23 protein-coding genes and 1 pseudogene are annotated in these 25,495 nt (G+C 68.0%); 12 read left to right on the top strand and 12 right to left on the bottom strand.

Features of this window, described 5'->3' with window-relative positions; all coding sequences use genetic code 11:
* The first annotated feature begins 152 nt into the window (after window positions 1-152).
* Together VGP60_RS30940 and glpK are read left to right on the top strand one after the other, a co-directional pair.
* A complete protein-coding gene (locus tag VGP60_RS30940) occupies window positions 153-893 on the top strand; it encodes an MIP/aquaporin family protein (RefSeq protein WP_327551677.1) in 741 nt (246 codons plus the stop codon).
* A 15-nt stretch (window positions 894-908) separates the two neighbouring features.
* On the top strand, window positions 909-2,423 hold the full coding sequence (glpK, locus tag VGP60_RS30935; RefSeq protein ID WP_327551676.1) for a glycerol kinase GlpK: 1,515 nt from the start codon (window positions 909-911) through the stop codon (window positions 2,421-2,423).
* A gap of 75 nt (window positions 2,424-2,498) precedes the next feature.
* Here the strand turns inward: glpK and VGP60_RS30930 are convergent, their stop codons facing one another.
* The 4 genes from VGP60_RS30930 to VGP60_RS30915 all read right to left on the bottom strand — a co-directional run bounded on the left by VGP60_RS30930 (window position 2,499) and on the right by VGP60_RS30915 (window position 6,094).
* Window positions 2,499-3,272, bottom strand: coding sequence for a VOC family protein (locus VGP60_RS30930; protein WP_327551675.1), 774 nt, complete (start codon window positions 3,270-3,272; stop codon window positions 2,499-2,501).
* A gap of 92 nt (window positions 3,273-3,364) precedes the next feature.
* A complete protein-coding gene (locus VGP60_RS30925) occupies window positions 3,365-3,967 on the bottom strand; it encodes a class F sortase (RefSeq protein WP_327551703.1) in 603 nt (200 codons plus the stop codon).
* A gap of 137 nt (window positions 3,968-4,104) precedes the next feature.
* Window positions 4,105-4,596: a hypothetical protein gene (locus VGP60_RS30920; protein WP_327551674.1), complete on the bottom strand. Its 492-nt coding sequence runs from the start codon at window positions 4,594-4,596 to the stop codon at window positions 4,105-4,107.
* Between the two features lie 94 nt (window positions 4,597-4,690).
* Window positions 4,691-6,094, bottom strand: coding sequence for an NAD(P)H-quinone dehydrogenase (locus VGP60_RS30915; protein WP_327551673.1), 1,404 nt, complete (start codon window positions 6,092-6,094; stop codon window positions 4,691-4,693).
* Between the two features lie 131 nt (window positions 6,095-6,225).
* Between VGP60_RS30915 and VGP60_RS30910 the strand changes: the two genes are divergently transcribed.
* Entirely contained in the window at window positions 6,226-6,678 is a 453-nt protein-coding gene (locus VGP60_RS30910) for a gamma-glutamylcyclotransferase (protein ID WP_327551672.1), read from the top strand.
* Between the two features lie 76 nt (window positions 6,679-6,754).
* Here VGP60_RS30910 and VGP60_RS30905 read toward each other — a convergent pair whose 3' ends face one another.
* From VGP60_RS30905 to VGP60_RS30880, 6 genes are all read right to left on the bottom strand, one after another.
* Window positions 6,755-7,588: a DUF559 domain-containing protein gene (locus VGP60_RS30905; RefSeq protein WP_327551702.1), complete on the bottom strand. Its 834-nt coding sequence runs from the start codon at window positions 7,586-7,588 to the stop codon at window positions 6,755-6,757.
* 248 nt (window positions 7,589-7,836) lie between these two features.
* Complete coding sequence (locus VGP60_RS30900; protein WP_327551671.1) at window positions 7,837-9,147, bottom strand: amidohydrolase; 1,311 nt, start codon at window positions 9,145-9,147, stop codon at window positions 7,837-7,839.
* Between the two features lie 249 nt (window positions 9,148-9,396).
* Window positions 9,397-9,699, bottom strand: a complete 303-nt coding sequence (locus tag VGP60_RS30895; RefSeq protein WP_327551670.1) for a hypothetical protein — start codon at window positions 9,697-9,699, stop codon at window positions 9,397-9,399.
* 77 nt (window positions 9,700-9,776) lie between these two features.
* Window positions 9,777-10,763, bottom strand: a complete 987-nt coding sequence (meaB, locus tag VGP60_RS30890) for a methylmalonyl Co-A mutase-associated GTPase MeaB (protein ID WP_327551669.1) — start codon at window positions 10,761-10,763, stop codon at window positions 9,777-9,779.
* Window positions 10,764-12,932 (bottom strand): methylmalonyl-CoA mutase, encoded by a 2,169-nt coding sequence (gene scpA, locus VGP60_RS30885; RefSeq protein WP_327551668.1) that lies wholly within the window; start codon window positions 12,930-12,932, stop codon window positions 10,764-10,766. It lies immediately after the preceding gene.
* On the bottom strand, window positions 12,932-14,821 hold the full coding sequence (locus tag VGP60_RS30880) for a methylmalonyl-CoA mutase family protein (RefSeq protein WP_327551667.1): 1,890 nt from the start codon (window positions 14,819-14,821) through the stop codon (window positions 12,932-12,934). Before VGP60_RS30880 ends, scpA begins: the two co-directional genes overlap by 1 nt.
* Window positions 14,822-15,012: 191 nt before the next feature.
* Between VGP60_RS30880 and VGP60_RS30875 the strand changes: the two genes are divergently transcribed.
* The gene (locus VGP60_RS30875; RefSeq protein ID WP_414640430.1) at window positions 15,013-16,707 is read left to right on the top strand and encodes a serine/threonine-protein kinase; all 1,695 of its coding nucleotides are present in this window, start codon (window positions 15,013-15,015) and stop codon (window positions 16,705-16,707) included.
* On the opposite strand, the gene VGP60_RS30870 is transcribed toward VGP60_RS30875, so the two are convergent.
* Complete coding sequence (locus VGP60_RS30870) at window positions 16,691-17,332, bottom strand: MerR family transcriptional regulator (RefSeq protein WP_327551665.1); 642 nt, start codon at window positions 17,330-17,332, stop codon at window positions 16,691-16,693. The two genes, VGP60_RS30875 and VGP60_RS30870, sit on opposite strands and share 17 nt — an antisense overlap.
* Before the next feature lie 92 nt (window positions 17,333-17,424).
* On the opposite strand from VGP60_RS30870, the gene VGP60_RS30865 reads away from it, so the two are divergent.
* From VGP60_RS30865 to VGP60_RS30855, 3 genes are read left to right on the top strand one after another with little or no spacing between them, the layout of a single operon-like run.
* The gene (locus tag VGP60_RS30865) at window positions 17,425-18,378 is read left to right on the top strand and encodes a hypothetical protein (RefSeq protein ID WP_327551664.1); all 954 of its coding nucleotides are present in this window, start codon (window positions 17,425-17,427) and stop codon (window positions 18,376-18,378) included.
* Entirely contained in the window at window positions 18,375-18,806 is a 432-nt protein-coding gene (locus VGP60_RS30860) for an ABA4-like family protein (protein WP_327551663.1), read from the top strand. The genes VGP60_RS30865 and VGP60_RS30860 overlap by 4 nt, the downstream gene beginning before the upstream one ends.
* Window positions 18,799-19,596 carry a purine-nucleoside phosphorylase gene (locus VGP60_RS30855; RefSeq protein ID WP_327551662.1) on the top strand — a complete coding sequence of 266 codons (798 nt, stop codon included), beginning with the start codon at window positions 18,799-18,801 and terminating at the stop codon, window positions 19,594-19,596. Before VGP60_RS30860 ends, VGP60_RS30855 begins: the two co-directional genes overlap by 8 nt.
* A gap of 63 nt (window positions 19,597-19,659) precedes the next feature.
* On the opposite strand, the gene VGP60_RS30850 is transcribed toward VGP60_RS30855, so the two are convergent.
* On the bottom strand, window positions 19,660-20,823 hold the full coding sequence (locus VGP60_RS30850) for a glycosyltransferase (RefSeq protein ID WP_327551661.1): 1,164 nt from the start codon (window positions 20,821-20,823) through the stop codon (window positions 19,660-19,662).
* Window positions 20,824-20,854: 31 nt separating this feature from the next.
* On the opposite strand from VGP60_RS30850, the gene VGP60_RS30845 reads away from it, so the two are divergent.
* The 5 genes and pseudogenes from VGP60_RS30845 (at window position 20,855) to VGP60_RS30825 (ending at window position 25,348) form a co-directional block, all read left to right on the top strand.
* On the top strand, window positions 20,855-22,513 hold the full coding sequence (locus VGP60_RS30845) for a phospho-sugar mutase (RefSeq protein WP_327551660.1): 1,659 nt from the start codon (window positions 20,855-20,857) through the stop codon (window positions 22,511-22,513).
* Between the two features lie 45 nt (window positions 22,514-22,558).
* Window positions 22,559-23,011, top strand: a complete 453-nt coding sequence (locus tag VGP60_RS30840; protein WP_327551659.1) for a flavodoxin family protein — start codon at window positions 22,559-22,561, stop codon at window positions 23,009-23,011.
* 280 nt (window positions 23,012-23,291) lie between these two features.
* Window positions 23,292-23,714: a helix-turn-helix transcriptional regulator gene (locus VGP60_RS30835; protein ID WP_327551658.1), complete on the top strand. Its 423-nt coding sequence runs from the start codon at window positions 23,292-23,294 to the stop codon at window positions 23,712-23,714.
* Window positions 23,711-24,230: pseudogene (locus VGP60_RS30830) on the top strand (hypothetical protein). Before VGP60_RS30835 ends, VGP60_RS30830 begins: the two are co-directional and overlap by 4 nt.
* Window positions 24,231-24,259: 29 nt before the next feature.
* Entirely contained in the window at window positions 24,260-25,348 is a 1,089-nt protein-coding gene (locus VGP60_RS30825; RefSeq protein WP_327551657.1) for an MAB_1171c family putative transporter, read from the top strand.
* The last annotated feature ends 147 nt before the right edge of the window (window positions 25,349-25,495 follow it).

Here is a 25,495-nt window from a genome sequence, read left to right as displayed (position 1 = left end):
TAGAACCTCGTCGATCTTGAAGATTGCGGCGCTTGGCGCTTGGAATGATCTTGTACGCCCCGGTAACGTTCGATCTATCGTGGGTGGGCAATGGCGCCGCAACACGCTGTGGCCGACCCTGTGCAGCAAGTGTCCAGTGTGGAGGGCGGCCAATGAACGCGGGCTCGATTTTCTTTTGGGAAATGCTAGGAACCGCGGTTTTGATCCTTCTCGGGACCGGTGTCGTCGCGAACCACGTGCTTCGCAAGACGAACGGCAACGGCGGAGGAATCCTTTTCATCACCGTCGGGTGGGCGTTCGGCGTCTTCGCCGGCGCGAGCATCGCGGACAAGAGCGGCGCTCACCTGAACCCGGCCGTCACCCTGGGTCTCGCCGTAGCCGGCAAGACAAAGTGGGCGGACGTTCCCTTCTACATCGCAGGCCAGATGGTCGGCGCGATCCTCGGTGCGATGCTGTGCTGGGCCGTCTACAAGCTCCAGTTCGACGACCACCCCGAGCCCGAGAACACCCTCGGCATCTTCTCCACCGCTCCGCAGATCCGGAACACCGCGTGGAACCTGGTGACCGAGATCATCGGCACCTTCGTGCTGCTGGCGTTCATCCTGTTCAGCCCCAGCGCGGGGATGGACAAGGAAGGCGTCCCGCAGTTCGGCAACGGCGCGCTCGGGTACGCCGGCGTCGCGTTCGTCGTGCTCGTGATCGGTACCTCGCTCGGTGGCCCGACCGGGTACGCCATCAACCCGGCCCGTGACCTCGGCCCCCGTATCGCCTACTCGTTCCTCATGCCGATCCGCAACAAGCGTGACGGTGACTGGAGCTATTCCTGGATTCCCGTGGCCGGACCGCTCGTCGGCGGGGCGCTCGCCGGACTGCTCTTCCTCGCCACCAAGTGAACTGGAGTTTCATAGATGACTTCCTACGTCGCCGCGATCGACCAGGGCACGACGTCCACGCGCTGCATGATCTTCAACCACGAAGGCCGGGTCGTCGCCTCGGACCAGCGTGAACACGAGCAGATCTTCCCCAGGGCCGGCTGGGTCGAGCACAACGCCGAAGAGATCTGGGAGAACACCCGCGCGGTGGCCGCCGGCGCGGTCGCCAAGGCCGACCTGCACACCAAGGACATCGTCGCCGTCGGCATCACCAACCAGCGGGAAACCGCGCTGGTGTGGGACAAGAAGACCGGCAAGCCGGTGTACAACGCGATCGTCTGGCAGGACACGCGCACCGACAAGATCGTCAACGAACTGGGCGCGCTCGGCGGCGGCCAGGAGCGGTACCGGCAGAAGGTCGGGCTGCCGCTGGCGACCTACTTCTCCGGCCCCAAGGTCAAGTGGATCCTCGACAATGTCGACGGCGCCCGGGAGCGTGCCGAGGCCGGTGACCTGCTGTTCGGCAACATGGACACCTGGGTGCTGTGGAACATGACCGGCGGAGCCGACGGCGGCCTGCACGTCACCGACCCGACCAACGCGTCACGCACCATGCTGATGGACCTCGACACGCTGAGCTGGGACGAGGAAATCGCCGCGGAGATGACCATCCCGCTGTCGATGCTGCCGGAGATCCGGTCGTCGTCCGAGGAGTACGGCAAGGTCCGCGAGAAGGGCGCGCTGGCGGGGGTGCCGATCGCGGGCATCCTCGGTGACCAGCAGGCGGCGACGTTCGGGCAGGCGTGCCTTTCCCCCGGTGAAGCCAAGAACACCTATGGCACCGGCAACTTCATGCTGCTCAACACCGGCACCGAGAAGGTCATGTCGGAGAACGGCCTGCTCACCACGGTCTGCTACAAGATCGGCACCAACGACACGATCTACGCCCTCGAAGGCTCGGTCGCCGTCACCGGTTCGCTCGTGCAGTGGCTTCGCGACAACCTCGGCCTGATCGGCACGGCCGCGGAGATCGAGGAGCACGCCCGCAGCGTCGAGGACAACGGTGGCGCGTACTTCGTGCCCGCGTTCTCCGGGCTCTTCGCGCCGTACTGGCGCTCGGACGCTCGGGGCGCGATCGTCGGGCTGACCAGGTTCGTCAACAAAGGACACCTGGCCCGCGCGGTGCTGGAGGCCACCGCTTTCCAGTCGCGTGAGGTGATCGACGCGATGAACGCCGACTCCGGGGTGCCGCTGAAGTCGCTCAAGGTCGACGGCGGCATGGTCGTCAACGAGCTGCTGATGCAGTTCCAGGCCGACATCCTGGGCGTGCCGGTGATCCGGCCGGTGGTCAACGAGACCACCGCGCTCGGCGCCGCCTACGCGGCCGGGCTTGCCGTCGGGTTCTGGGAGAGCGAAGACGACATCCGCAACAACTGGGCCAAGGACAAGCAGTGGGAGCCCACGATGGACGACGCCCGCCGTGAGTCCGAGTACAAGAACTGGAAGAAGGCCGTCACCAAGACCTTCGACTGGGTCGACGCCGACGACTGACCTCCCGGCGGGAGCAAGGGACCTTTACTGCCGTTTGGCGGTAGTAAAGGTCCCTTGCTCCCGCTTCAGGGAGCTTTAGCGAGCGCTGATCACCCGGAAGGGTGCACCCTGATCGTCGGCGACCGCGGCGACCCGGCCGTGCGGGGAGTCCACCGCGGGCATGATCACGGTGCCGCCGAGCTCGACGACCTTCGCCACGGCGGCATCGGTGTCCGTCACCGAGAAATAGGTCGCCCAATGCGGTGGTACTTCGGCCGGGATCTCGTCCGACAGGGCACCGACGCCGCCGACCACGTTGCCGCCGACGGCGATCGTGGCGTAGTCGAAGCCGGGCGCGGACAGATCGTCCAACTCGTAGCCGAAGACCTTGCCGTAGAACGCTTTCGCGCCCGCGAAATCGCGGGACATACCTTCGTTCCACGTCACCGCGCCCGGTGCGTTGGCGAGCTGGAACCCCGTGTGCGTACCGGCCTGCCAGATACCGAACACCGCGCCGCCCGGATCCTCGGCGATGGCCATCCGCCCCAGGTCCATCACGTCCATCGGCGCACTGGCAATCGTGCCGCCGGCCTCCGCGATGGCCTCGGCCGTCTTGTCCACGTCGGACACGGCCAGGTACGTCGTCCAGACCGCGGGCATCGACTCCTGGCCCGGCATCACCTGCATGAGGCCCGCGAGGTTGCGCCCGTCGTGCTTGGCCAGGGTGTAGAAGCCCGTTTCCTCGGTGCCTTCTTCGTAGTCCCAGCCGAACAACGCGCCGTAGAACGCCAAGGCGCGCTTGCGATCCGGCACGACCAGGTCGACCCAGCACGGTGTTCCGTCGGGCCAGGGTGAATCGCGAAAGGTCATCTCGTACTCCAAGGTGTCCGCAGGGATGTGACGATTGCCCCCAGTCTCACACCACCCACCGACAAAAACAGGGCCGTTCGCCCCTCTGAGTTTCAGGCCAGTGTCGCGAAAACGATGATGTTGTCGCGATAGCTGCGCGCTTGACGATCGAAACTGCCGCCACAGGTGATCAACCGCAGCTCCGGATCGAGCGTGTTGCCGTAGACGGCGTCGGTGGGGAAAGTGTCCTTCGGTACCCGATCCACCTTGGTCACCACGAAATTCGCGGTGGAGCCGTCCTTCCTCGCGACGGCGATCTTGTCCCCCGGCGCCATTTCCTTGAGCCGGAAGAAAATCCCTTTTTGCTTGTTTCCGTCGACATGTCCGAGAATCACCGACGGGCCGACCTCGCCCGGTGTCGGGCCGTAGGAGTACCAGCCCGCCTGGAGGGGTTTGGTCACCGGTGGCACCTCCACGGTGTTGTCCGCGTTGAGCCCCAGCGACACCAGGCTCGACCGGGCGCCGATCTTGGGGATGTCGACCGAAACCGGGTCGGACTTGGCCATCCCGGCCGCCGGTTCGGGCTCTTTTTCCACCGGGGGCGGCGGATTCTCCTGCACGACCGGCGGCGGCGGACTCACGACCGGCGGGCTCGCGCCGCACCCCGCGAGCAGCAGGGCCCCGACGATCAGCGCACCCCGGCGACGCAGGTTCATGCGCACCATCTGAGCACAAGCCGTGCCCGATGCAAAGCTGTGCCCGATGCAAACTGTGCCTGATGCAAACTGTGCCTGACACAAAGAAGCCGCCGGCGGAAACACTCCGCCGGCGGCCTTCACGCTGCTGTGGTCTTTTAGCGTGCCGTGCTGCCGTCACCCGCGCGGGCGGCGCCCTCGGGCACCTTGCGCACCTGCTGCTCCACCGAGCCGGGCACGGTGAACGTCGCGTTGAACGACTTTCCGTTGCAGTTCATGGTGATCTGGTAGCTCCCGGCACCGGTACCGGGCTTGAGCTCGGCGTCCGCGGTGACGTTGGCCTTGACGCCCATGGTCGGGTTGAACGCGTAGTTGGTGAAGGACAGCACCGGCGACGAGAAGGTGGTCGACGTCGGCGCCTTCTCGCTGCCCGGGGCCGGGCACAGGCCCAGCGCGACGTTGAAATCGTTAGGCACGTATTTATTGGCCAGGCCGTGGGTGACGGCCGTGTCGGAGTTCAGCTGGACGGTCTCGGCGGTGGGCGCCGGCGCCTCCGGCGTGGTGGCCGGCTGTGCGAGCACTGCGGCCGGGCTCACCAGCGTGGTCAGCCCGATCGCCAGTGCGGCGATGAACGCGTTCCTCTTCTTCACCAAGCAACCCCTTGAACACTTCTTGGAAAACACGAGCCTCTTTAACACCAGCAAAGACGTCAAGGGGGCCAAGGAGGTTGCGTCCGTTCGAAGATCAGTCCAGATCGTCGTGGCGCATCAGCTGGCGGCCCGCTTCGGTGATCGAACCCGACAGCGACGGGTACACCGAAAATGTCAGTGCCAGATGTTCCACTGTCAGCTGGTTCTGCACCGCGAGCGCGATGGGAAGGATGAGCTCGCTCGCGTTCGGCGCCACGATCACACCGCCGACGACCACCCCGGTGGCGGGGCGGCAGAAGAGCTTCACGAAACCGTGCCGCAGGCCTTCCATCTTCGCTCGGGCGTTGGTGGCCAACGGAAGCATGATGGTGCGGGCGGGCACCTCGCCGGAGTCGATCGACTGCTGGCTGATGCCGACGGTGGCGATTTCCGGGTGGGTGAAGACGTTCGCGGCGACGGTCTTGAGCTTGATCGGGGCCACGCCCTCGCCGAGCGCGTGCCACATCGCGATGCGGCCCTGCATGCTCGCCACCGAAGCGAGCATGAGCACGCCGGTGCAATCGCCGGCCGCGTAGATCCCGGAGACGGTGGTGCGCGAAACGCGGTCGACGGTGATGAAGCCGCCGGGGCCGGGTTCGATGCCGACCTTCTCGAGGCCGATGTCGGCGGTGTTCGGGATCGAGCCGACCGTCATCAGCGCGTGGCTGGCTTCGATGACCCGGCCGTCGGCGAGGTGCACCTTGACGCCGTCCGCGGTGCGCTCGACCTTGTCGGCGCGCGCGTGCTTGGCGACGGTGGTGCCGCGCTGGGAAAAGACCTCTTCGAGCACGGCGGCCGCGTCGGCGTCCTCGTGCGGCAGGACCCGGTCACGACTGGAGACGACGGTGACCTTGACGCCCAGTTCGGTGTACGCCGAGGCGAACTCGGCGCCCGTGACACCGGAACCGATGACGGCGAGGTGTTCGGGGAGCTCCTGGAGGTTGTAGATCTGACGCCAGTCGAGGATGCGCTCGCCGTCGGGGACCGCACCGGGCAGCACGCGCGGGGTGGCGCCGGTGGAGATGAGGACGACGTCGGCGTCGAGGACCTGGGTCTCGCCCGAGGAGTGCGTCACCGCGACCTTGTGCAGGGCGAGGCCCGGCTCCTCGTCGCAGAACCGCGCCTGGCCGACGATGACACGGACACCTTCGCGCTGGACGCGGGCGCGGATGTCGGCGGACTGGGCGAGCGCGAGGCCTTTCACCCGGCCGTGGACGGTCGGCAGGTCGACGCTCGTGTCGTCGAGATCGGTGTTGACGCCGAGCTCGCGCAGGCCGTGCATGTTCGCGCGGGCACCGGAGGAGGCGATGAACGTCTTCGAGGGCACGCAGTCGTAGAGCACGCACGCGCCGCCGAGGCCGTCACGCTCGACAATCGTGACGTCAGCGCCGTGTTGCGCGGCAACCAGAGCTGCTTCGTAACCGGCAGGGCCACCGCCCATGATCACGATCCTGGTCACCTGAATCCTCCTTTTGGCACTGCTGGGGTCGACGGGCCCAACCGTACGCGGGCGAGGTTTCGCCGGTTTGGGTGCCTGGACACGCTCCCGCCCGTCCAGCGGCTGATCACCGGGTCGCTAGGCTGTGCGTCGTGACGTTGTATGCCGCGTACGGATCCAACATGGAGCCCGCTCAGATGATGCAGCGCGCCCCCCATTCTCCGATGGCCGGGACCGGCTGGCTGGAGGGGTGGCGCCTGACCTTCGGGGGCGAGGACTTCGGCTGGGAAGGCGCGCTGGCCACGATCGTCGAAGACCCCGGCTCGCGGGTGTTCGTCGTGCTCTACGACGTGACCGCGCAGGATGAGGACGGCCTCGACCGCTGGGAAGGCGGCGAGCTCGGCATCCACACCAAGATCCGGCTGCGCGTCCAGACCATGGACGGCTCCGCCCTCGTCTGGCTCTACGTCCTCGACGCCTACGAAGGCGGCCTCCCCTCCGCGCGCTACCTCGGCGTCCTCGCCGACGCCGCCGAAGCCGCCGCCGCCCCCGTCGACTACGTCGATGCCCTCCGCACCCGCCCCTGCACCGGCATCACCGGCTAACAGCCTTCCCTGCACGCTCAAGTGCAGTCTGTGCACGCCTAAACGCGTTCCACGCGCACTCGAGCGCGTTCTGTGATCATCGGCTGCGGTTGGCGAACGCCACCCGGAGCTCGCCGAGCACCCGGCTCGGATCCTTCAGGTCCGCCGCCCCGGCTCGGATCACGATCCACCCGCGCTTGGCCAGCCGGTCGTCCCTGTCCATGTCGTACTCCCGGCGCTCCTCATGTGCCGCGTACCCGTCGTACTCCAACGCGATCCGGAGCGTCGGCCAAGCCATGTCGAGGATGTAGAGCCGTCGGCCGTCGATGGTGAGGATCTCGTACTGGGCCACCGGAATCGGAAACCCGGCTTCGACCACGATCAGGCGGAAGAAACTCTCCGGCGGTGAATCCGCCTTGCCAGTCGCGAGGTTGGCCAGCATCAGCGCCTTGTTCACGCCCCGCCGGTCCTCGCGTTGACCGATCCGCCCGACGACAGCGCCGAGCAGCGCACGATCTTCGGCATCGGAAAGACCAGCCAACGCCTGGTCGAGGCAGGCGAACGCCGTCTGCGAGTCGCCGTCGCACAAGAACTCGGCCAGCGCGAGATCGAGGTCGAACACGGGAAGCTCGTTCACCGTGACGACGTCGCTCGGCTCGTACCGGCTCCGGTGCACCACGAGCCCGGGTTTCGACCTCCCCGATCGATAGCTCGGGACGGCGACATGAATCTCGACGGACGCCGCCGCGGTGAGTCCGTGCAACGCGAGTGCCGTCGGCCCGGTCAATGCGGCCGGTTGCCCGACGGCCAGCAAGGCCGCGGCCGCGCGGGTGTACGGGTTGAGCGAGTCGGCAGCGTGCACCACCACCCCGCGCCAGATCTGCGCGAACACACCGGCGCTCAATGCCGCTCGCAGTGTTCGCTCGCCCATCTCTTTGGCGACCTCTCGACGCAATGCCGCGCCGTGCCACCCGGAACTGTTTGCCACCGATTCAGCATGGTCGGCGGCGGTCTCCCGGTAAACCCGCGAAGGCCAGCCTGTGGATAACTCGCGATCTGTGGATAACTAGGAAAACCGCGTGTCTACGTCGCAAAACGCAGACACGCGGTCATCAAGTGCACTCAGTTGTACACAGACTGCACTCGGGTGCGCATAACTTGCACTCGGGTGAGGGACGGTTAGGCGAGGGAGGCTAGGGCGGTGTGGACCATGACTCGGATGCCGACCATCAGGGCTCGTTCGTCGAGAACGAAAGAAGGGCGGTGGATGTCGGACATGGGGCCTTCGCCGGACCAGACGCCGAGGCGCGCGAAGGCGCCTTCGACGTGCTCGAGGTACCAGCCGAAGTCCTCGCCGCCCGAGGACTGCTCGGTGCCGGTGAGGGCTTGCTCGCCGAGCGCGGCTTCGACGCCGGCGCGCAGGAGTGACGTGCTGTCCGGGTCGCTCACGACGGGCGGGACGCCGCGCCGGTAGTCGAGGGAGAACCCGACGCCGGTCGGCGCCAGCAGGGACTCCACCGAGGCCGCGACCAGCGGCTCGAGCGCGCTCCACACCTCGTGGTCGGCCGTCCGCAGCGTGCCGCGCAGCAGCCCGTCCTGTGGGACGGCGTTGGCGGCCTGGCCGGCGTGCACCGCACCCCAGACCAGCACCGTGCCGGAGCGCGGGTCGACGCGCCGCGAAAGCACCGAAGGCAGCGACGTGATCACCGTGCCGAGCGCGTGGACCAGGTCGGCGGTCAGATGCGGCCGCGAGGTGTGCCCGCCCGGCGAGGTCAGCCGGAGCTCGATCAGGTCCGCGGCCGAGGTCAGCGCGCCGACCCGGGTGCCGATCTGGCCGACCGGGACCCGCGGGTCGCAGTGCAGCCCGAAGATCCTTTCGACGCCTTTGAGCGCGCCCGCGGAGATCATGTCCAGCGCACCGCCGGGCATGACTTCCTCGGCGGCCTGGAAGATCAGCCGCACCCGGCCGGGGAGCTCCGGAGCGGAGGCCAGCGCCCGGGCGACACCCAGCAGGATCGCGGTGTGGGCGTCGTGACCGCACATATGCGCGGCGCCCTCCGTGGTGGAGGTGAACGGCAGCCCGGTGTCCTCGATCAGCGGCAGCGCGTCCATGTCGGCCCGCAGCGCCACGCACCGGTCGCCGGTGCCGATGTCGCAGACGACGCCGGTGCCGCCGGGCAGCACCCACGGCTTCAACCCGACCGACGTGAGGAGCTTGACGATCAGTTCGGTCGTCGCGAATTCCTGCCGTGACAGTTCGGGGTGCGCGTGGATGTGCCGGCGCCAGGCCAGGACGTCGGTGGAGTTCGCCTGCAGCCAGCCGTCAAGCCAGAACGGTCCTCTGCCGGCCCCCATGTCGTGCACAGGTGCCATGGTGACGCCGGCTTCCGTAATCAGCGCGCCGGGCGCCTCGATAGGGGCAACGCGACCATCTCGGTCGCCTGGAATGTCCGGTCGCGCTCGTTCGCCTGAAAAGTCCAGCACGGTCACGCCGCACCTCCGTTCGCGACACCGATGGCCGAAACGGTGATCGACACTGCGATCACAGCATCGACCACGCTGTGTGCCGTTGGTTCGGTGATGACTGTCGTACTCATTTGCAGACGATCGTGCACCATGCAAGCGGCAACCGGCGCGCTGAGCAGCGGCGTCCGAGACGGCCGGTAGCGGATCTGCGTTGAACGGCGTAGCGACTTCGGCTAGGCCGAACACTGCATGTTATTGGGCTTTTTGCTGCTCTCAGCTCTTCGGGGCCTTCTTCTTGCGGACGCTGCGACCCCACCACACGAGCAGCAAAAGCACCACCGCGGCACCACCGGCGATGAGTTTGTTCTTCGTCGTGGCGGCGTCGGCTTCACTCGTCTGGGCGGGATCGAGGACCGGCCCGGGCGGCGCCGTCTGCTCCGGGAACGGCTGTACCAGCGCCGATACCGACACCGCGGCCGACACCGAGGGTTCCGCGGCGACGGCTTGAGCGGGGGACGCGCACACGGCGAGCAGCCCGATGAGCCCGGCCAACACGATTGCGCGGAACTTGGTCATCAGCACCCTTCCGGAGACGAACCTCCATTGTGACGCTTCACCGTGTGACTCGTCGACGGCCATTGGGCGTGTCCCGGTTACCGATCGGAGAATGCCCGCAAGATCCGCTGCGCGGCGAGCGTCGGGGTCAGCTCGCCGTCGCGGACGGCTTGCTCGACTTCCGGCACGAGCGCGCGGACGTCGGGGTGCGCGGAGAGCCGTCCCAGCAGCTGTTCCCGCACCATCGCCCAGGTCCAGTCCACTTGCTGACGCCGTCGCCGCTCCTCCAGCTCACCCGACTCCGACAGCGTCGCGTGGTGACGTCCGATCTCCTGCCACACCGTGTCGAGGCCGACGTCGTTGAGTGCGCTGCAGGTCAGCACGGGCGGGGTCCACGGCGCGTCGTGGCCGTAGATCATCCGCAGCGCGCCGGCCAGCTCACGCGCGGCCCGCTTGGCGTCGCGTTCGTGGTCACCGTCGGCCTTGTTGACCGCGATGACGTCGGCGAGTTCGAGCACGCCCTTCTTGATCCCCTGCAGCTGGTCGCCCGTTCTCGCCAGCGTCAGGAACAAAAAACAGTCCACCATGTTCGCGACGGTCACTTCGGACTGTCCCACCCCGACAGTCTCGACGAGCACGATGTCGTACCCGGCGGCCTCCATCAGCACGATCGTCTCGCGGGTCGCGCGGGCGACGCCGCCGAGCGTGCCGGACGTCGGCGACGGCCGGATGAACGCCTTCGGGTCGACCGCGAGCCGGGCCATCCGGGTCTTGTCGCCGAGGATGCTGCCGCCGGTGCGCGTCGACGACGGGTCGACGGCGAGCACCGCGACCTTGTGCCCTTCTTGCGTCAGGTCGGTGCCCAGCTGGTCGATGAAGGTCGACTTGCCGACTCCCGGCACGCCGGTGATACCGACCCGCCGCGCGCCACCGGCATGCGGCAGCAGCTCCACCAACAGCTCCTGCGCCTGCTCCCGATGGTCCTCACGCTGGGATTCCACCAGCGTGATCGCCTTGGACAGGATCCCGCGGTCGCCCGCGAGCACGCCCTTGGCGTACGCGGCGACGTCGACTTTGCGCGGCAACTACGACTCCTGGGCGCTGAGCTGCTCCAGCAGGTCGATCGCCGCGTCCGCGATCACCGTGCCCGGCCCGAAGATCGCCGCCGCGCCCGCCGCGCGCAGCTCGTCGTAGTCCTGCGGCGGGATCACGCCACCGACCACGACCATGATGTCGGCGCGATCCAGCTCGGCCAGCTCCGCGCGCAACGCGGGCACCAGCGAAAGATGCCCGGCCGCCAGCGAAGACACCCCGACGACGTGCACGTCCGCCTCGACGGCCTGCCGCGCGACCTCGCCGGGCGTGGAGAACAGCGGGCCGACGTCGACATCGAAACCGATGTCCGCGAACGCCGTCGCGATCACCTTCTGGCCGCGGTCGTGCCCGTCCTGCCCCATCTTGGCGACCAGGATCCGGGGACGGCGGCCTTCCGCCTCGGAGAACGCTTCGACCAGCTCACGGGCCTTGTCCAAGTTCTTCGACTTCCCGACCTCGTCGCGGTACACCCCGGAAATAGTACGAATCTGACCGGCGTGACGGCCCCACGGCTTCTCCAGCGCGTCGGAGATCTCGCCGACGGTCGCCTTCGCGCGCGCCGCGTCGATCGCCAGTTCCAGGAGATTGCCGTTGGCCTCGGCGCCCGCCGTCAGCCGCCGCAACGCGTCCTCGGTGGCGTCCGAATCGCGTTCTTCCTTGAGCCGCCGCAGTTTCTCCAGCTGCTGCGTGCGCACCCCGGCGTTGTCGACCTTGCGGACGTCGATCGCCTCGTCCTGCGCGCCCTGGTACTTGTTGACGCCGATGACGGCCTGCCGCCCGGAGTCGATCCGCGCTTGCGTGCGCGCGGCGGCTTCCTCGATGCGCAGCTTCGGGATCCCGGCGTCGATCGCCTTGGCCATCCCGCCCGCGGCCTCGACCTCGCTGATATGGCCCCACGCTTTACGCGCGAGGTCGTAGGTGAGTTTTTCGATGAAGGCGCTGCCGCCCCACGGGTCGATGACCCGGTTGGTGCCGGATTCCTGCTGCAGCAACAGTTGCGTGTTCCGCGCGATGCGGGCGGAGAAGTCCGTCGGCAGCGCGAGCGCCTCGTCGAGGGCGTTGGTGTGCAGCGACTGCGTGTGCCCCTGGGTGGCGGCCATCGCCTCGACGCAGGTGCGCACGACGTTGTTGTAGACGTCCTGCGCGGTCAGCGACCAGCCCGAAGTCTGGCAGTGCGTCCGCAGCGACAAGGACTTTGAACTCTTCGGCTCGAACTGTTTGACCAGCTTGGCCCAGATCATCCTGGCCGCGCGCAGCTTCGCGACCTCCATGAAGAAGTTCATCCCGATCGCCCAGAAGAACGACAGGCGCGGCGCGAACTTGTCGATGTCCAGCCCGCCGTCCATGCCCGCGCGGATGTACTCGACGCCGTCGGCGAGGGTGTACGCCAGCTCGAGATCGGCTGTCGCCCCGGCCTCCTGCATGTGGTAACCGGAGATCGAGATCGAGTTGTACCGCGGCATGTTCCGCGAGGTGAACGAAAAGATGTCGGAGATGATCCGCATCGACGGCTGCGGCGGGTAGATATAGGTGTTGCGGACCATGAACTCTTTGAGGATGTCGTTCTGGATCGTCCCGGCGAGCTTGTCCGGCGTGACGCCCTGTTCCTCGGCCGCGACGACGTAGAGCGCCAGCACCGGCAGCACGGCGCCGTTCATAGTCATCGACACGCTCATTTTGTCCAGCGGGATGCCGTCGAAGAGCTGGCGCATGTCGTAGATCGAGTCGATGGCGACCCCGGCCATGCCGACGTCCCCGGCCACGCGCGGGTGGTCCGAGTCGTAGCCGCGGTGCGTGGCCAGGTCGAAGGCGACGGACAGTCCTTTTTGGCCGGCCGCGAGGTTGCGGCGGTAGAAGGCGTTCGACTCCTCGGCGGTGGAGAACCCGGCGTACTGCCGGATCGTCCACGGCTGGTTGACGTACATCGTCGGGTACGGCCCGCGCAGGTAAGGCGCGATCCCCGGGTACGTGCCTAGGAAGTCCACACGGAGGAGATCGTCCGCGGTGTACACGGGCTTGATCCCGATGCCCTCGGGGGTTTCCCACGCGAGCGCGTCAGGCCCCTTGCCGGTGGCGTCGTGCAGCGCGTCGGCCCAGGCGGCTTGCGCGCCCGGCTCGATCGAGCCGAGTTCGACGTTCGAGAAGTCCGGGATGGCCATCACTGAACTCCCAGCGTTTCAAGGGTTCCGGTCAGTACTTCGAGCGCGTCGCAACCGGTGAAGAGGAAACCGGTGACGTCGGCGTAGTCCTTAGTGGGCTTGCCCGCGAGCAGCACGGCCTGTGCGCCGGCCTTCTTCAACGCCGTCGCCACCTCGCCTGCCTGTTCGCCGTAGGAACGGTCGCTCCCGCAGAGACAGGCGAAGGTCGCGCCGCTCTCGGTGAACGCCTTGACGACGTCGTCGGTCACTCCCGGGTTGATCGCTTCGATCCCGCCCGCCTGGAACAGGTTCGCCGCGAATCCCGCGCGCCCGGTGTGCGACGCGAGCGAGCCGAGCGTGGCCAGGAAGACCTTCGGGCGTTCGCCGTGTTCCGCGAGGTAGGCGTCCGAGCGGTCACGTAGTTCCTCGTACTCCTGCGCGTATCTCACCCGCGGCAGACCACCATGAGCGTCCACAATGGACGGAACCGGCACGCGCTCGACCTTCTTCTCGGTCAGGTTCGCGAACTCACTGACACCGGTGATCGGATCTTCACGGGTGGCGATCCGCTTCGACCGCGCCGCCCAGGTCGCCGCGAGGCGTCCGGCGAGCGCGCCGGAGTCCAGCACCGCCTCGATCCCGCCGTCGCGCTCGATCCCGGTGAACTCCTGCCAGGCCACGCGGGCCAGCTCTTCGGTCAGGTTCTCGACGTACCAGGAGCCGCCCGCCGGGTCGATCACCCCGGCCAGCTTGGACTCCTCGAGCAGGATCGCGTGGGTGTTGCGGGCGATCCGGCGGGAGAACGCGTCCGGCAGGCCGATCGCGCCGTCGAACGGGACCACGGTGATCGCGTCCGCGCCGCCGATCCCGGCCCCGAAACACGCCAACGTCGTGCGCAGCATGTTCACCCACGGGTCACGCTTGGTCAGCATCGCCGACGACGTGACGGCGTGCTGGTGCATGCCGCGCGCCTCGGCACTCACCCCGGACACCTCGGTGACCCGGGCCCAGAGGCGCCGCGCGGCGCGGAATTTCGCGATGGTCAGGAACTGGTCGGCGCTCGCGGCGAGCCGGAACTCGAGCTGCGAAGCGGCCTCGTCGACGCTGAGTCCATCGACACCAGGCCCCGCGTCGGTGAGCGCCCGCAGGTACGCGACGCCGGTCGCCATGACCGCGCCGAGTTCCTGCGCGTCCGAACCGCCTGCCTCGTGGAACACCGTCCCGTCGACGACGATCGTGCGCAGTTTCGGGTACTTCGCGGCCACGCGCGCGGCGAGCGCGGCGGCCGGGGCGACGTCGTGAGGTTCACCCGTACGGGCCCGCAGCCCGATGGGATCGGCGCCGAGGGTGCCGATCGCCTCGCTGGCGGGGATCTCACGTTCGGTGAAGACGTCGAAGAGCGCTTCCGCCGCGGCTTCGTACTCGGCGCCGGCGTCCAGCGTGACGGACGCGAGGTCGACGTAGACCTCGTTCAGCGCGTCGGCCAGCGACTCCACCGGCAGCGCGTCACCGCCGAGGCGCAGCCAGATCGAGCTGACGCCGCCTTCGAGGTCGGCGAGCACGGCCTTGTTCGTGGCGCGCGGGTCGGCCTCGGCGTGCTGGGCGCGGATGTCCCAGCCGGTGGCGACCGAACCTTCCGGCCGCGAACCGCGCACGAACGGCGGCAGCCCGGGGAATCCAGGCGCGGTGACCGTGTCTTCAGCGGTGTACAGCGGCTGCACGGCGATACCGTCGTAGGTGGTGCTGACCAGCAAACTCTCCGGTTCGACGGCACTGCCCTCGGGCAGCGCGCCGCTCTTGCGCAACACACCGGCGACGAGCTCTTGCCAGTCCGCGCGGCTCGGTGTCGCGAATTCGGCGGCGAGCTTCAGCTCGTCCGGCACAGACGCCTTCGTCCCAGCCTCAGTCATACCTAGTCATGTTAGAGCCAACATTCAATGGTTCGCTGTGACACTAGTCGCCGCTGACACGGACCAACCGGGTGCTCGACCGCACCGAACTCTCCGTAGTCCGACAGAATGGGGGCGTGTCCACCTCCAGCGAAGAGACGCGCGTAGTCGCCGGGCGATACCGGCTGCGTTCCGTGCTCGGCTCCGGGTCCATGGGCACCGTGTGGTCCGCCTACGACGAGTTCCTGCACCGGCCCGTCGCGGTCAAGGAAGTCCGGCTGCCGCCCGGGGTCCCGGCCGCGCAGGCCGACGAGCTGCGCGAACGGACCCTGCGTGAAGCCAGGGCGATCGCGGTGCTCTCCCATCCGAACGTGATCATCCTGCACGACGTCGCCCGCGAAGGCGGCGAACCGTTCGTGGTGATGGAGCTCCTGCCGTCCCGCAGCCTCGCCCACCTGCTCCGCGACCACGGCCCGCTGAGCGTCGAACAGGCCGCCGCCGTCGGCAACGCCGTGGCCGCCGCACTCGAAGCCGCACATGCCGCCGGTATCACCCACCGTGACGTCAAGCCCGGCAACGTACTGGTCGCGGCGGACGGCCGGATCAAGCTCACCGACTTCGGCATCGCGCGCAACGTGTCCGAAGCGACGATGACCCGCACCGGGATGATGCTGGGCTCCCCCGCCTACATCGCGCCGGAAGTGGCTTCGGGCGGCGCCGTCACCACGGGCGCCGACCTGTGGGGCCTCGGCGCGACGCTGTTCGCCTCGATCGAGGGCCACCCGCCCTACGACGCCGACGGCGATCCGCTCGAAACCGTCGGCAAGGTCGTCCACGGTGACGTGCCGAAGCCGACGCCGGGCCCGATAGCCGACGTCATCACCGAGCTGATGGACAAGGACCCGACCGCGCGGATCTCGCTGCGCGAGGTGCGGCAGCGGCTGCACCGGCTGCAGCCGAAGACCCCGCACGACCTGTTCCCGTCCGAGCTGTTCCACACCCCGGACGGCAAGCGGACCACCGCGCAGCTCGACGCGACCGACACCCAGATCATCAAGACGGTCTCGCCTGCTCCGGCTCCGGCGAAACCTTCGTCCGAGACGAGCTCGCAGCTGGCGGTGGATCCCGGTCCGCTGCCGTTCCTGAACAACCCGCGGGCGCCTGTCGCCGAGTCGAACGACCCGCTGACGGTGTTCTCGCCGCGCCCGGAGCTGCCCAGCCGCGGGACGACGGGCAAGCTCGCGCTGGCGCTGGTGGCCATGGTGCTGTTCCTCGCCGCGGCCTTCGGCGGGTTCGCGCTGGCCAGGACCGTCGGCGGCCAGTCGGTCATGCCGCCGAAGAAGGAAACGCGGCAGGCGGCGCCCCTGATGGCCCCGCTCCCGCCGCCGACGCTCGTCAGCGATGGCGGCGACGCATCCAACGTCAACGGCATCAGCGCCAAGTTCAGCATCGAAGTACCGGAGAAGTGGGCCAAGTTCGTCACCCAGCAGGCAGGCCGCCCGAAGCTGCTGCCGGTGAGCACCCTCGTGCAGTACGTGTCGCCGGACGGCAAACAGGCCGTCAGCGTCCAGCGGTTCGCCGACTACTTCCCCGCGCACATCTCCGAGCACGAATACCTCATCGCACTCGGCACGATCCTGGGCCCGAGCAACTTCGTCCAGGCCCCGTCCACCCCGAACGGGGAACACAGCCTCAACGTGACCTACCGGACGCTGGAGAACAGTCCTGGGGCACGCGCCAAGACCGACGACGGCGCCGGGCCGGCCTGGCGTTCGACGTTCGCCAACGTCTTCAAGCGTGGCAACAGCCTGTGGGTGGTTTCGGCGACGGTGCCCGTCGAGCAGGAGACCAGCGGCCGGGCCGACCTGTTCGACCGCGTCGCGGGGACGTTCAAGATCCTCGAATAGGCTCGCCGAACTTCCTGGCCGAAGCGTTCTGGTGGGCGAGCCGGCGCAGGACGACGAACAGTGCCTCGCCAAGGACGGTGCTGACCACGGCAGTCTCCACAATGGACTCCGTGGTGGGCAGGCCGTCGACGACCTCGAGATCCCGTTCCCCGATCCGGTCGGCCATGTCCACGTAGTACCGCTCGAAACGGTCGAGCAGCTCGACGCGCCCCACCTCGCGGAACGAGCACAGGACACCGACGAGCGCCTCGATCACGACGTCGTCCGGCTTGACCTTCCAGTTCCGTGGCTCCGCCATGGTTTTGATCCGCGCCATCGCCCACGCCCTGCCCTCGGCATCGACGGTCGTCTTGGGCACCTTAAGGCCGTGCTGCGCGACACCGAGCACCCGATACGTCGACTTCTTTTCGTCGATCGCGTCGAGCACCTCGCGGACGTCGGCGACCGACAGCCCGCCGGTGTCGATGAGTGCGCGGACCAGCTTCAGCCGCCGGACGTGGACATCGTCGTAGCGCGCCTGGTTCGGGCTGGTCCGCCGGCCTGGCGGCAGGAGACCTTCACGCAGGTAGTACTTGATCGTCGCGACCGGCGCGCCGGACTCTTCGCTCAGCTCGGCCATGCGCATGCCGGGCCTCCTCGTGGTTCGCTGGGAAACTCTCAGTATGGATAGTCTAGCTTTCCGAAATGGAGACAGTGGTATCCATTTCTGGAGGGAACATGAAGATGTTGACCGAGTTGAGAGGCTGGCACCGGCCGTCTGTGGTGTTCGCCGGGGTGATGGCCGTGCTGGCCGTCGTCTCGATCGGTGGCCTGGTCTTCGACGATCGCATGCTGACCGGCGTACCGATCTGGCAGAAACCGTTCAAGTTCGCCGTTTCGATGACGATCTACGCCTTGACCTGGGCATGGATGACGTCGTTGCTGACCAGGGGCAAACGGCTGGCGGGGCACCTCGCCACCGCGCTGGCGGCGATGCTGGCCGTTGAATACGTGATCATCGTGGCGCAGGTGGTTCGTGGCAAGGCCAGCCACTTCAACTACGAGACCCCGTTCGACGCGCTGCTCTACCAGATCATGACCGGGTCGATCGCTGTGTTGTGGGTCGGCACGTTCGCCATCACGGTGGTGCTGTTCCGGGCGCCGATCGAGGACGCCGCCAGCCGGTGGGCCATCCGGCTCGGCGGCGCGATCTCGCTGGTCGGCATCAGCCTCGGCATGCTGATGGTCAGTCCGACGGCCGAGCAAAGCGCGGGCACGGAGCGGGGCGTGGCGCAGGACATGATCGGTGCCCACAGCGTCGGCGTCGCGGACGGCGGCCCGGCCATGGCGATCACCGGCTGGAGCACCACCGGCGGCGATCTCCGCATCCCGCATTTCGTCGGGATGCACGCCCTGCAGGCGTTGCCGCTGTTCCTGATGCTGCTGGGAATGCTGGCGACGAGGTTCCCGCGCCTGCGTGACGGCGTTGTCCGTGGACGGCTCGTGCTGGTCACGGCCGCCGGGTACGCGGGCCTGGCCGGGCTCGTCACCTGGCAGGCGCTTCGCGGGCAGTCGCTGATCCGTCCCGACCTGCTGACGCTCACCGCGGCCGGCCTGCTGGCCGGAGCCGTCACACTCGGCACGCTGTTCGTGCTCCGGGCACCTTCGCGAGAGATGGCAGGCGCGCGATGACCACAGTGGGGCTGTTCACCTGGACGTTCTACCTGGCCGTGCCGTTCTGGGCGCTGATGATCCTGGCGCCGACGTGGTCGGTGACCCGGCGCGCCGTCGCGTCGCCGTGGGTGACGCTGATTCCGCTGGTCGTCTACTTCGCACTGGCGATCCCGCGTTTCGGGGAGCTGTGGACTGTGGTCAGCACGCCGAATCTGGCCGCGCTGCAAGCGTTTCTGGGACAGCCGTACGGTGCGGCGACGATCTGGGCACACCTGATCGCGTTCGACCTGTTCATCGGGCGCTGGATGTACCTGGAGGCACGGGCACGCGGTATCCACCCGCTGATCGTCAGCCCGATCCTGTTCTTGACGATCTTCCTGTCACCCTTGGGGCTGGTGGCTTTCCTGGTGGTCAGGAGTCTCCGGATACGCTCGGCGCATGAGTGAGATCGAAGCCAACGAAGCAGCCGAAGCCGCTGCGGTCATCGCCGAACGCACCGGAGTCGCCCAGCACGACATCGCCGTCGTGCTGGGTTCCGGCTGGCGGCCCGCCGCCGACGTCATCGGCGAACCGGAGACGGAGATCGGCCTCGGCGAGCTGCCCGGTTTCGTGGCCCCCAGCGCCGTCGGGCACGGCGGCACGGTCCGCTCGGTGAAGGTCGGCGACAAGCGCGCCTTGATCCTGCTCGGCCGCACGCACTTCTACGAGGGCAAAGGCATCGGCCCGGCGGTGCACAACGTGCGCACCGCGGCCGCCACCGGCGCGAAGACCGTGCTGCTCACCAACGCCGCCGGTGGGCTGCGGCAGGGCTTCCAGGTCGGGCAGCCGGTGCTGATCTCCGACCACCTGAACCTGACAGCGCGCTCCCCCATCCTCGGCGCGAACTTCGTCGACCTGACCGACCTGTACTCGGCGCGGCTGCGCGACATCGCCCGCGAGATCGACCCGTCGCTCGAGGAAGGCGTCTACGCGGGGCTGACCGGGCCGCATTTCGAGACCCCTGCCGAGATCCGCATGCTCCGCACCATGGGCGCGGACCTCGTCGGCATGTCGACCGTGCTGGAAGCCATCGCCGCGCGGGCCGCCGGAGTCGAGGTGTTCGGCTTGTCGCTGGTCACCAACCTGGCTGCCGGGATGACCGGAGAACCGCTGAACCACACCGAAGTCCTCGAAGCCGGCCGCGCCGCCGCCGAGAAGATGGGGACTTTGCTGCGGGACCTCGTCGCGCGGGCTTAATGATGGTTCCGCTGGGCAGGTGGGGTCGTGAGTGGCAACAAGTGTTCTAACACTCGTAAACACTCACGACCCACCCACCCGAGCCAATTCAGCCAGCTTGGGTAGGCGCGCGACGATCGATTCGGGCGAAGGCATCTCGGCGATTTCGTCGCGGAAGCGGTGGGCGACGGCTTGCATGGCTTCGTCGGCCAGCAGGCGGCGCGCGAGTTCGGTGACGGCGTCGGCGTTCAGTTCCCCTGGCAGGAGCACCGCACAGGCGCCGGCGGCCACGAGCGCCTCGGCGTTGGTGAACTGGTCCGCGCCCTGGGGGATGCACAGCTGCACCTTCCCCGCGGCCAGCGCGCCGAGCGTGGTGCCGCTGCCGCCGTGGTGCACGACAAGGTCGACGTGTGGCAGCAGGTCGCCCTGCGGCACCCAGGCTTCGAGACGCACATTGCCGGGCATCTCGCCGAGGTCCACGTCCGTCAGGCTCGGGCCCGACGCGACGAGCACGTCGACGGGAAGCTTCGCCAGGCCCTCGATCGCCTGGCGCAGCACGAGCGCGTTGCCCATCGCGGTGCCGAGGGTCAGGTAGACCAGGGGGCGCTTGCGGTAGCGGACGCCCGACGGCAGCTCGCCCGGTTCGTTCCACGCGACAGGTCGCAGTTCGATGCGGTCGACAGCGGCCTTGAACTCAGGCGTCTGCCACGACGGCGGGCAGATGTCGAGATACCGGTTGCCCGCCGCGGCCGGGTAGTCACCGGGCAGGTCGAGGCCCTGTTCAGCGGCGAAAGCGCGCATCCGGTCGCCGATCACGGCAACCACCGGGCTTGCCGACTCGCGGCCGAAACCGTGGCACAGCCCGGGAATCCCGGCCTTCCAAGCGGCGACGGCGGCGCCGGGATTGCCTGCTTCGTGCACCACCAGATCAGGCCGGATGACGTCCAGCAGCGGCTTGAGGTCCTGCATGACCTGGCGCGGCATGATCTCGCCGAAGACCTCCGAGATCATCTCGTTGAGCTGCTCAGGGGTGCGGGATTCCGGGATGCCGCCGTGCAGCTTGCCGAACGCCGCGCGTATCGGCAGACCGGCCGCCGCGACTTCGAGCCCGGCTTTGCGCAACGGCGCGAGAAACTCTTCGGAGGTCGCGAAAACGACGTCGTGTCCAGCATCCTTGGCGGCGAGCGCCAGCGGGATCAGCGGATAGATATGTCCGTGGGAGGCCAATGAGGCGAAGATCAGACGCACCGCCCCGACCCTACCCCCGTAGGCTGCCCCCGTGACGATCTCCTTGACACCCGCATTGCGCGACAAGGCCTTTCGCTGGATAGCCGATGACGTCGACGTGGACTCGCGCGCCGAGCTGCAGAACGTGCTCGCCAACGCGATGGGCGGCGCGCCAGGGGCCACCGAAGAACTCGCGGACCGGATGGCCGGGCCGCTGGAGTTCGGCACCGCGGGACTCCGTGGTCCGGTGCGCGCGGGGCCGAACGGGATGAACGTCGCGGTGGTCACGCGGACCACCGCCGGAGTCGCCACGTGGTTGAACGGACAGGGCAAAAGCGGCGGCGTGGTCATCGTCGGCCGGGACGCCCGGCACGGCTCGGAAGCGTTTGCCAAGGCTGTCGCCGAAGTCCTCACGGCCGCGAAGTTCCAGGTGAAGGTGCTTCCCGGGCCGCTGCCGACACCGGTGCTGGCCTTCGCGGTCAAGCAGCTGGGCGCGGTGGCCGGGATCCAGATCACCGCGTCGCACAACCCGCCCGCGGACAACGGGTACAAGCTCTACGACGAGACGGGCGCCCAGATCGTGCCGCCCGCCGACGGCCAGATCGAGCAGGCCATCGAGGCCGCTCCGGCCGCGGTGAGCGTGCCGCGCGAGCCGGGCGCGACGACGTTGGGCGACGAGCTGCTCGACGCGTACCTGGCGAAGGTCGCCGCGTTGCCGCGCACGGCCGAGCGCACGCTGAAGGTCGCCGCCACCGCGCTGCACGGCGTCGGCGCGGAAACCCTCGGCAAGGCCTTCGAGCTGGCCGGTTTCGTTGACCTGCACCAAGTTTCCGCGCAATCCACGCCGGACCCGGACTTCCCGACGGTGTCCTTCCCGAACCCGGAAGAACCCGGCGCGACCGACCTCCTGCTGGCTCTGGCGTCCGAAGTGGACGCCGATCTGGCCATCGCGCTGGACCCGGACGCGGACCGCTGCGCGCTCGGTCTCCGCGACCGCGATGGCTACTGGCGGATGCTGCGCGGCGACGAAACAGGCGTCCTGCTCGGTGAGCACATCCTGTCCACTTTGGACGCCGCTGTTTCGCCGAATCCGTTGGTGGCAACCACTATCGTCTCGTCGTCCATGCTCGGCGAGATCGCCAAAACCCACGGCGCCCAGTACATCGAGACGCTCACCGGGTTCAAGTGGCTCGCCCGATCCGGTGAAAATCTCGTGTTCGCCTACGAAGAGGCGCTCGGCGTCTGCGTGAACCCCGATTTCGTACGGGACAAGGACGGCATCGCCGCGTCGGTACTGGCGTGCGGCTTCGTCGCCGCGCTGAAGGCCGCCGGGAAGTCGCCGCTCGACGTGCTCGACGAACTGGCCGTGCGCCACGGCGTGTACGTGACGGACCAGGTTTCGTTGCGGGTCACCGATCTCAGCGTCCGCTCACGGCTGATGGACGGCCTGCGCGCCACCCCGCCGGCAGCGCTGGCGGGCACCGGCGTCGACCTCGAAGACCTCATGCCCGACGCCGACGTCCTGCGCCTGCGGGGCGAGGGCCTGCGTGTGGTGGTCCGCCCGTCGGGCACCGAGCCGAAGCTGAAGGCGTACCTGCAGGTCATCGAGCCGGTCGCGGAGGCCGCCGGTCTCGCGCGGTCCCGCGCCGCCGCGAAGAACCGCCTCGCCGCCGTACGGGACGAACTGGAGCAACTACTGACGGAGGCGTAGCTCACCATCTTGCGCGCCGGAGGGCGAGCGGGCAGGGTCCGGAGGGTGCCTACGTTGCTGATCGTTCATCACACGCCGTCGCCGTCGATGCAGGCGATGTTCGAGGCCACCGTGTCCGGCGCGACCGATCCGGAGATCGTGGGGGTCGACGTCGTCCGGCGGCCCGCGCTCGCCGCGACGGTCGCCGACGTGCTCGCGGCGGACGGGTATCTGCTCGGTACGCCGGCGAACCTCGGGTACATGAGCGGGGCGTTGAAGTTCTTCTTCGACACCATCTACTACCCATGCCTCGACACGACCCGCGGCCGGCCGTTCGGATATTTCGTGCACGGCAACAGTGATCTGTCCGGCACCACACGCGGTATCGACGCGATCACCACGGGACTGGGCTGGGAAAAGGTTTCGGCACCGGTCGGGGTGAGGGGTGAACCGGACAAGGATGAGCTCGCGGCCTGCTGGGAACTCGGCGCGACGCTTGCGGCTGGCCTCACCGCGTAAAAGTAAGGGGGCCTGTCACCGGAAGCCCTGGGGGTCGACCTCCGGCGACAGGCCGAGTCGAGGGTTCGTCGCGAAGACGATCAACCTCAACAACTAAAGCGTACTACAACTCCAGAGTTTTCGGCGGACGAGCGGCCGTTAAAAATGCGCGGGTTCGACACACACCGGTTCACCAGGCCGCTGAGCGGCTCTACTGTAAACCTCTGCATACGCCAGCTGTCAACATTTGCGTACATGTCACTGCGGGCTACACTTCGGCTACTGCAGTGGGGAGACGGACGTGAGCCAGAAACGGACGTTCGCGGAGAAGCTGAGCGCGCTGATCGAGGGGTCGCGCGCCAACGAAGAAGCGCCGCACAGTTACCGGGAGATGTCCTCGGCCATCGACCGCGCGGCGGGCCCGGCGATGTCGCCGGCGTACATCCAGCAGCTGGCCACCGGCAAGCGGATCAACCCGAAAATCCACTACGTCGAGGCGCTGGCCAGGCTGTTCGGCGTACCGGTGAGTCATTTTTTCGATGACACGAGCTTCGATGACACGAGCTTCGATGAAGAGGAACCAGCGGAAGCCCAAGCGGGGGAAGCGAAACTCATGGCGATGCGCGCGCAGGAGCTCTCGCCCAAAGGCCGTCGCCAGGTCATGGACCTCCTCGACCTGGTCGAGCGCTACGAGCGTGCCGAGCGGCGGAGGTCCGGCGAGTGAAGGAACGCGAACTGCGCAAACGCTGTCGCCGGTTGCTGAACGACCTCGGCATCGAGCCACCGCTGGACGTCGCCGTGCTCTGTGAACGGCTCGGTGAGCAGCGCGGGAAACCGATCCGGCTGATGCCGTATCCGCTGGAGGTGCCCGGCCCGTTCGGCTGCTGGATCGCCACTCCGACCGCCGATTACCTCTTCTACCAGCAGGAAACGACCAAAACGCATCAGGATCACATCGTCCTGCACGAGCTCGGGCATATGCTCGCCGATCACCACCCGAACGGGGACGCCCCCGAAGACTTCCTGCCCGGCCTTCCCGCCGACATCGACAGCGACGCCGTCCGCCGGGCGCTTCGCCGCAGCTCCTAATGACGAAGCCCACGAGTGGGAGGCCGAAACCGTGGCCACCATCATCCTCGAATGGGCGGCGGTCCTGAACTACACGATCCCGCGGCGTGCCGAAGACAAGGATCTTCGCCGGATCCAAGGCACCCTGCGCGACCATCAAGGGTGGTTGTGAACAGATTCTTCACTCCTCCGATACTGGCCATGACCGTCCTGTTCGGTGCGGCCCTGGGCTGGCGGATCCACCAGCTGCAACGCGCGCCGAGACGGTTGCCGCTCTGGGCCGTCACGGTCACGGTCGCCGGGGTCTTCGGTTCCTCCCTGTGCCAGCAGAAAGTCGTCGCCGACGCACTCGACGAGCTCTCCGTTCCAGGCGCGGGCCGGCTGTTGAACAACGTCCTGCTGACGATCGCACTCTGCTCGCTGCTGGTGTTCTTCCGCGGCTCGGCGCAAGGCCCGGGTAAATACCGGCGCGCGGCCTGGGAACTGATCCCGCTGGGCGCCGTGATCGTGCTTATGTGCGTGGCGCTCGCGATCACCCCGCCGGACGTCCGCGGTCTCAGCCTCGGCCCGGACGTCGTGCACGTCCCCGGCGCCGCCCTGTTCTACCTCGGCGCCGGGCTCTACCTGATCTACGGCCTGATCGCCTGTGTCGTCTGGATCTTCCGCTATCTCCGCACGACCGACCGGCAGTTGCGCATCGGCCTTCGCATCGGCGGGTACGGTCTCGCGCTCGCCGCGGCGGGAAGTGTGCTGCGCGCGCTGTACGTCGTGATCGCGTGGGCCGGCGGCCCGACGCTGCCCGTGCTGCTGACGATCGCCGTCCCGCTGGTGATCCTCGGCATCGTGGGATTCCTGGTGGGCATCAGCTATCCGGGGGTTCACGCCAGGGTCGCCGCGCTCCGCCGGCGTCGGCGGCACGGCCGGTACTACCGCGAGCTCAATCCACTGTGGACACTGCTGGCGGCGGCGTATCCGAACATCGTCCTGCGCGCGGCACCGGCGAAACCGCTCGAGTCACTCCGCCCCCGCAACGTCCATCGCCGCTACTACCGGCGGGTGATCGAGATCCGGGACGGCTTGGTGCAGCTCAGTCCCTATCTCGGTTCCGATCTCGCCTCGGTGGCCGAAGTGGACGCGGCGAGCGCGGCGGCCGAGCTGAAGTCCGCGCTCGGCAAACAGGCCGCGGGCGAGGACACCGGCCGTCAGGCGCATCTCGTCCTGCCCGCCGCGAACGACATCGAAGCCGACGTGCGGCCGCTGCTGGCGCTGTCCCGCGCGATCGACGCCTAAGTGGTCACGATTGGAAGTCTGTCGGGGGTCTCGACGGCCCAGCTTCCCGCTGGCCGCACGGCCGGAAGACCCGAGTACACCGGTACGAGGGTCTCCCGGCCGCACACCCACCAGAAACCTGGATCCGCCGAATACCCCCAACGAACT

The organism is Amycolatopsis sp., assembly GCF_036008905.1.
GTDB lineage: Bacteria > Actinomycetota > Actinomycetes > Mycobacteriales > Pseudonocardiaceae > Amycolatopsis.
The sequence above is the reverse complement of the archived record's forward strand: the minus strand, read 5'-3'. Positions and strand labels throughout refer to the sequence as shown.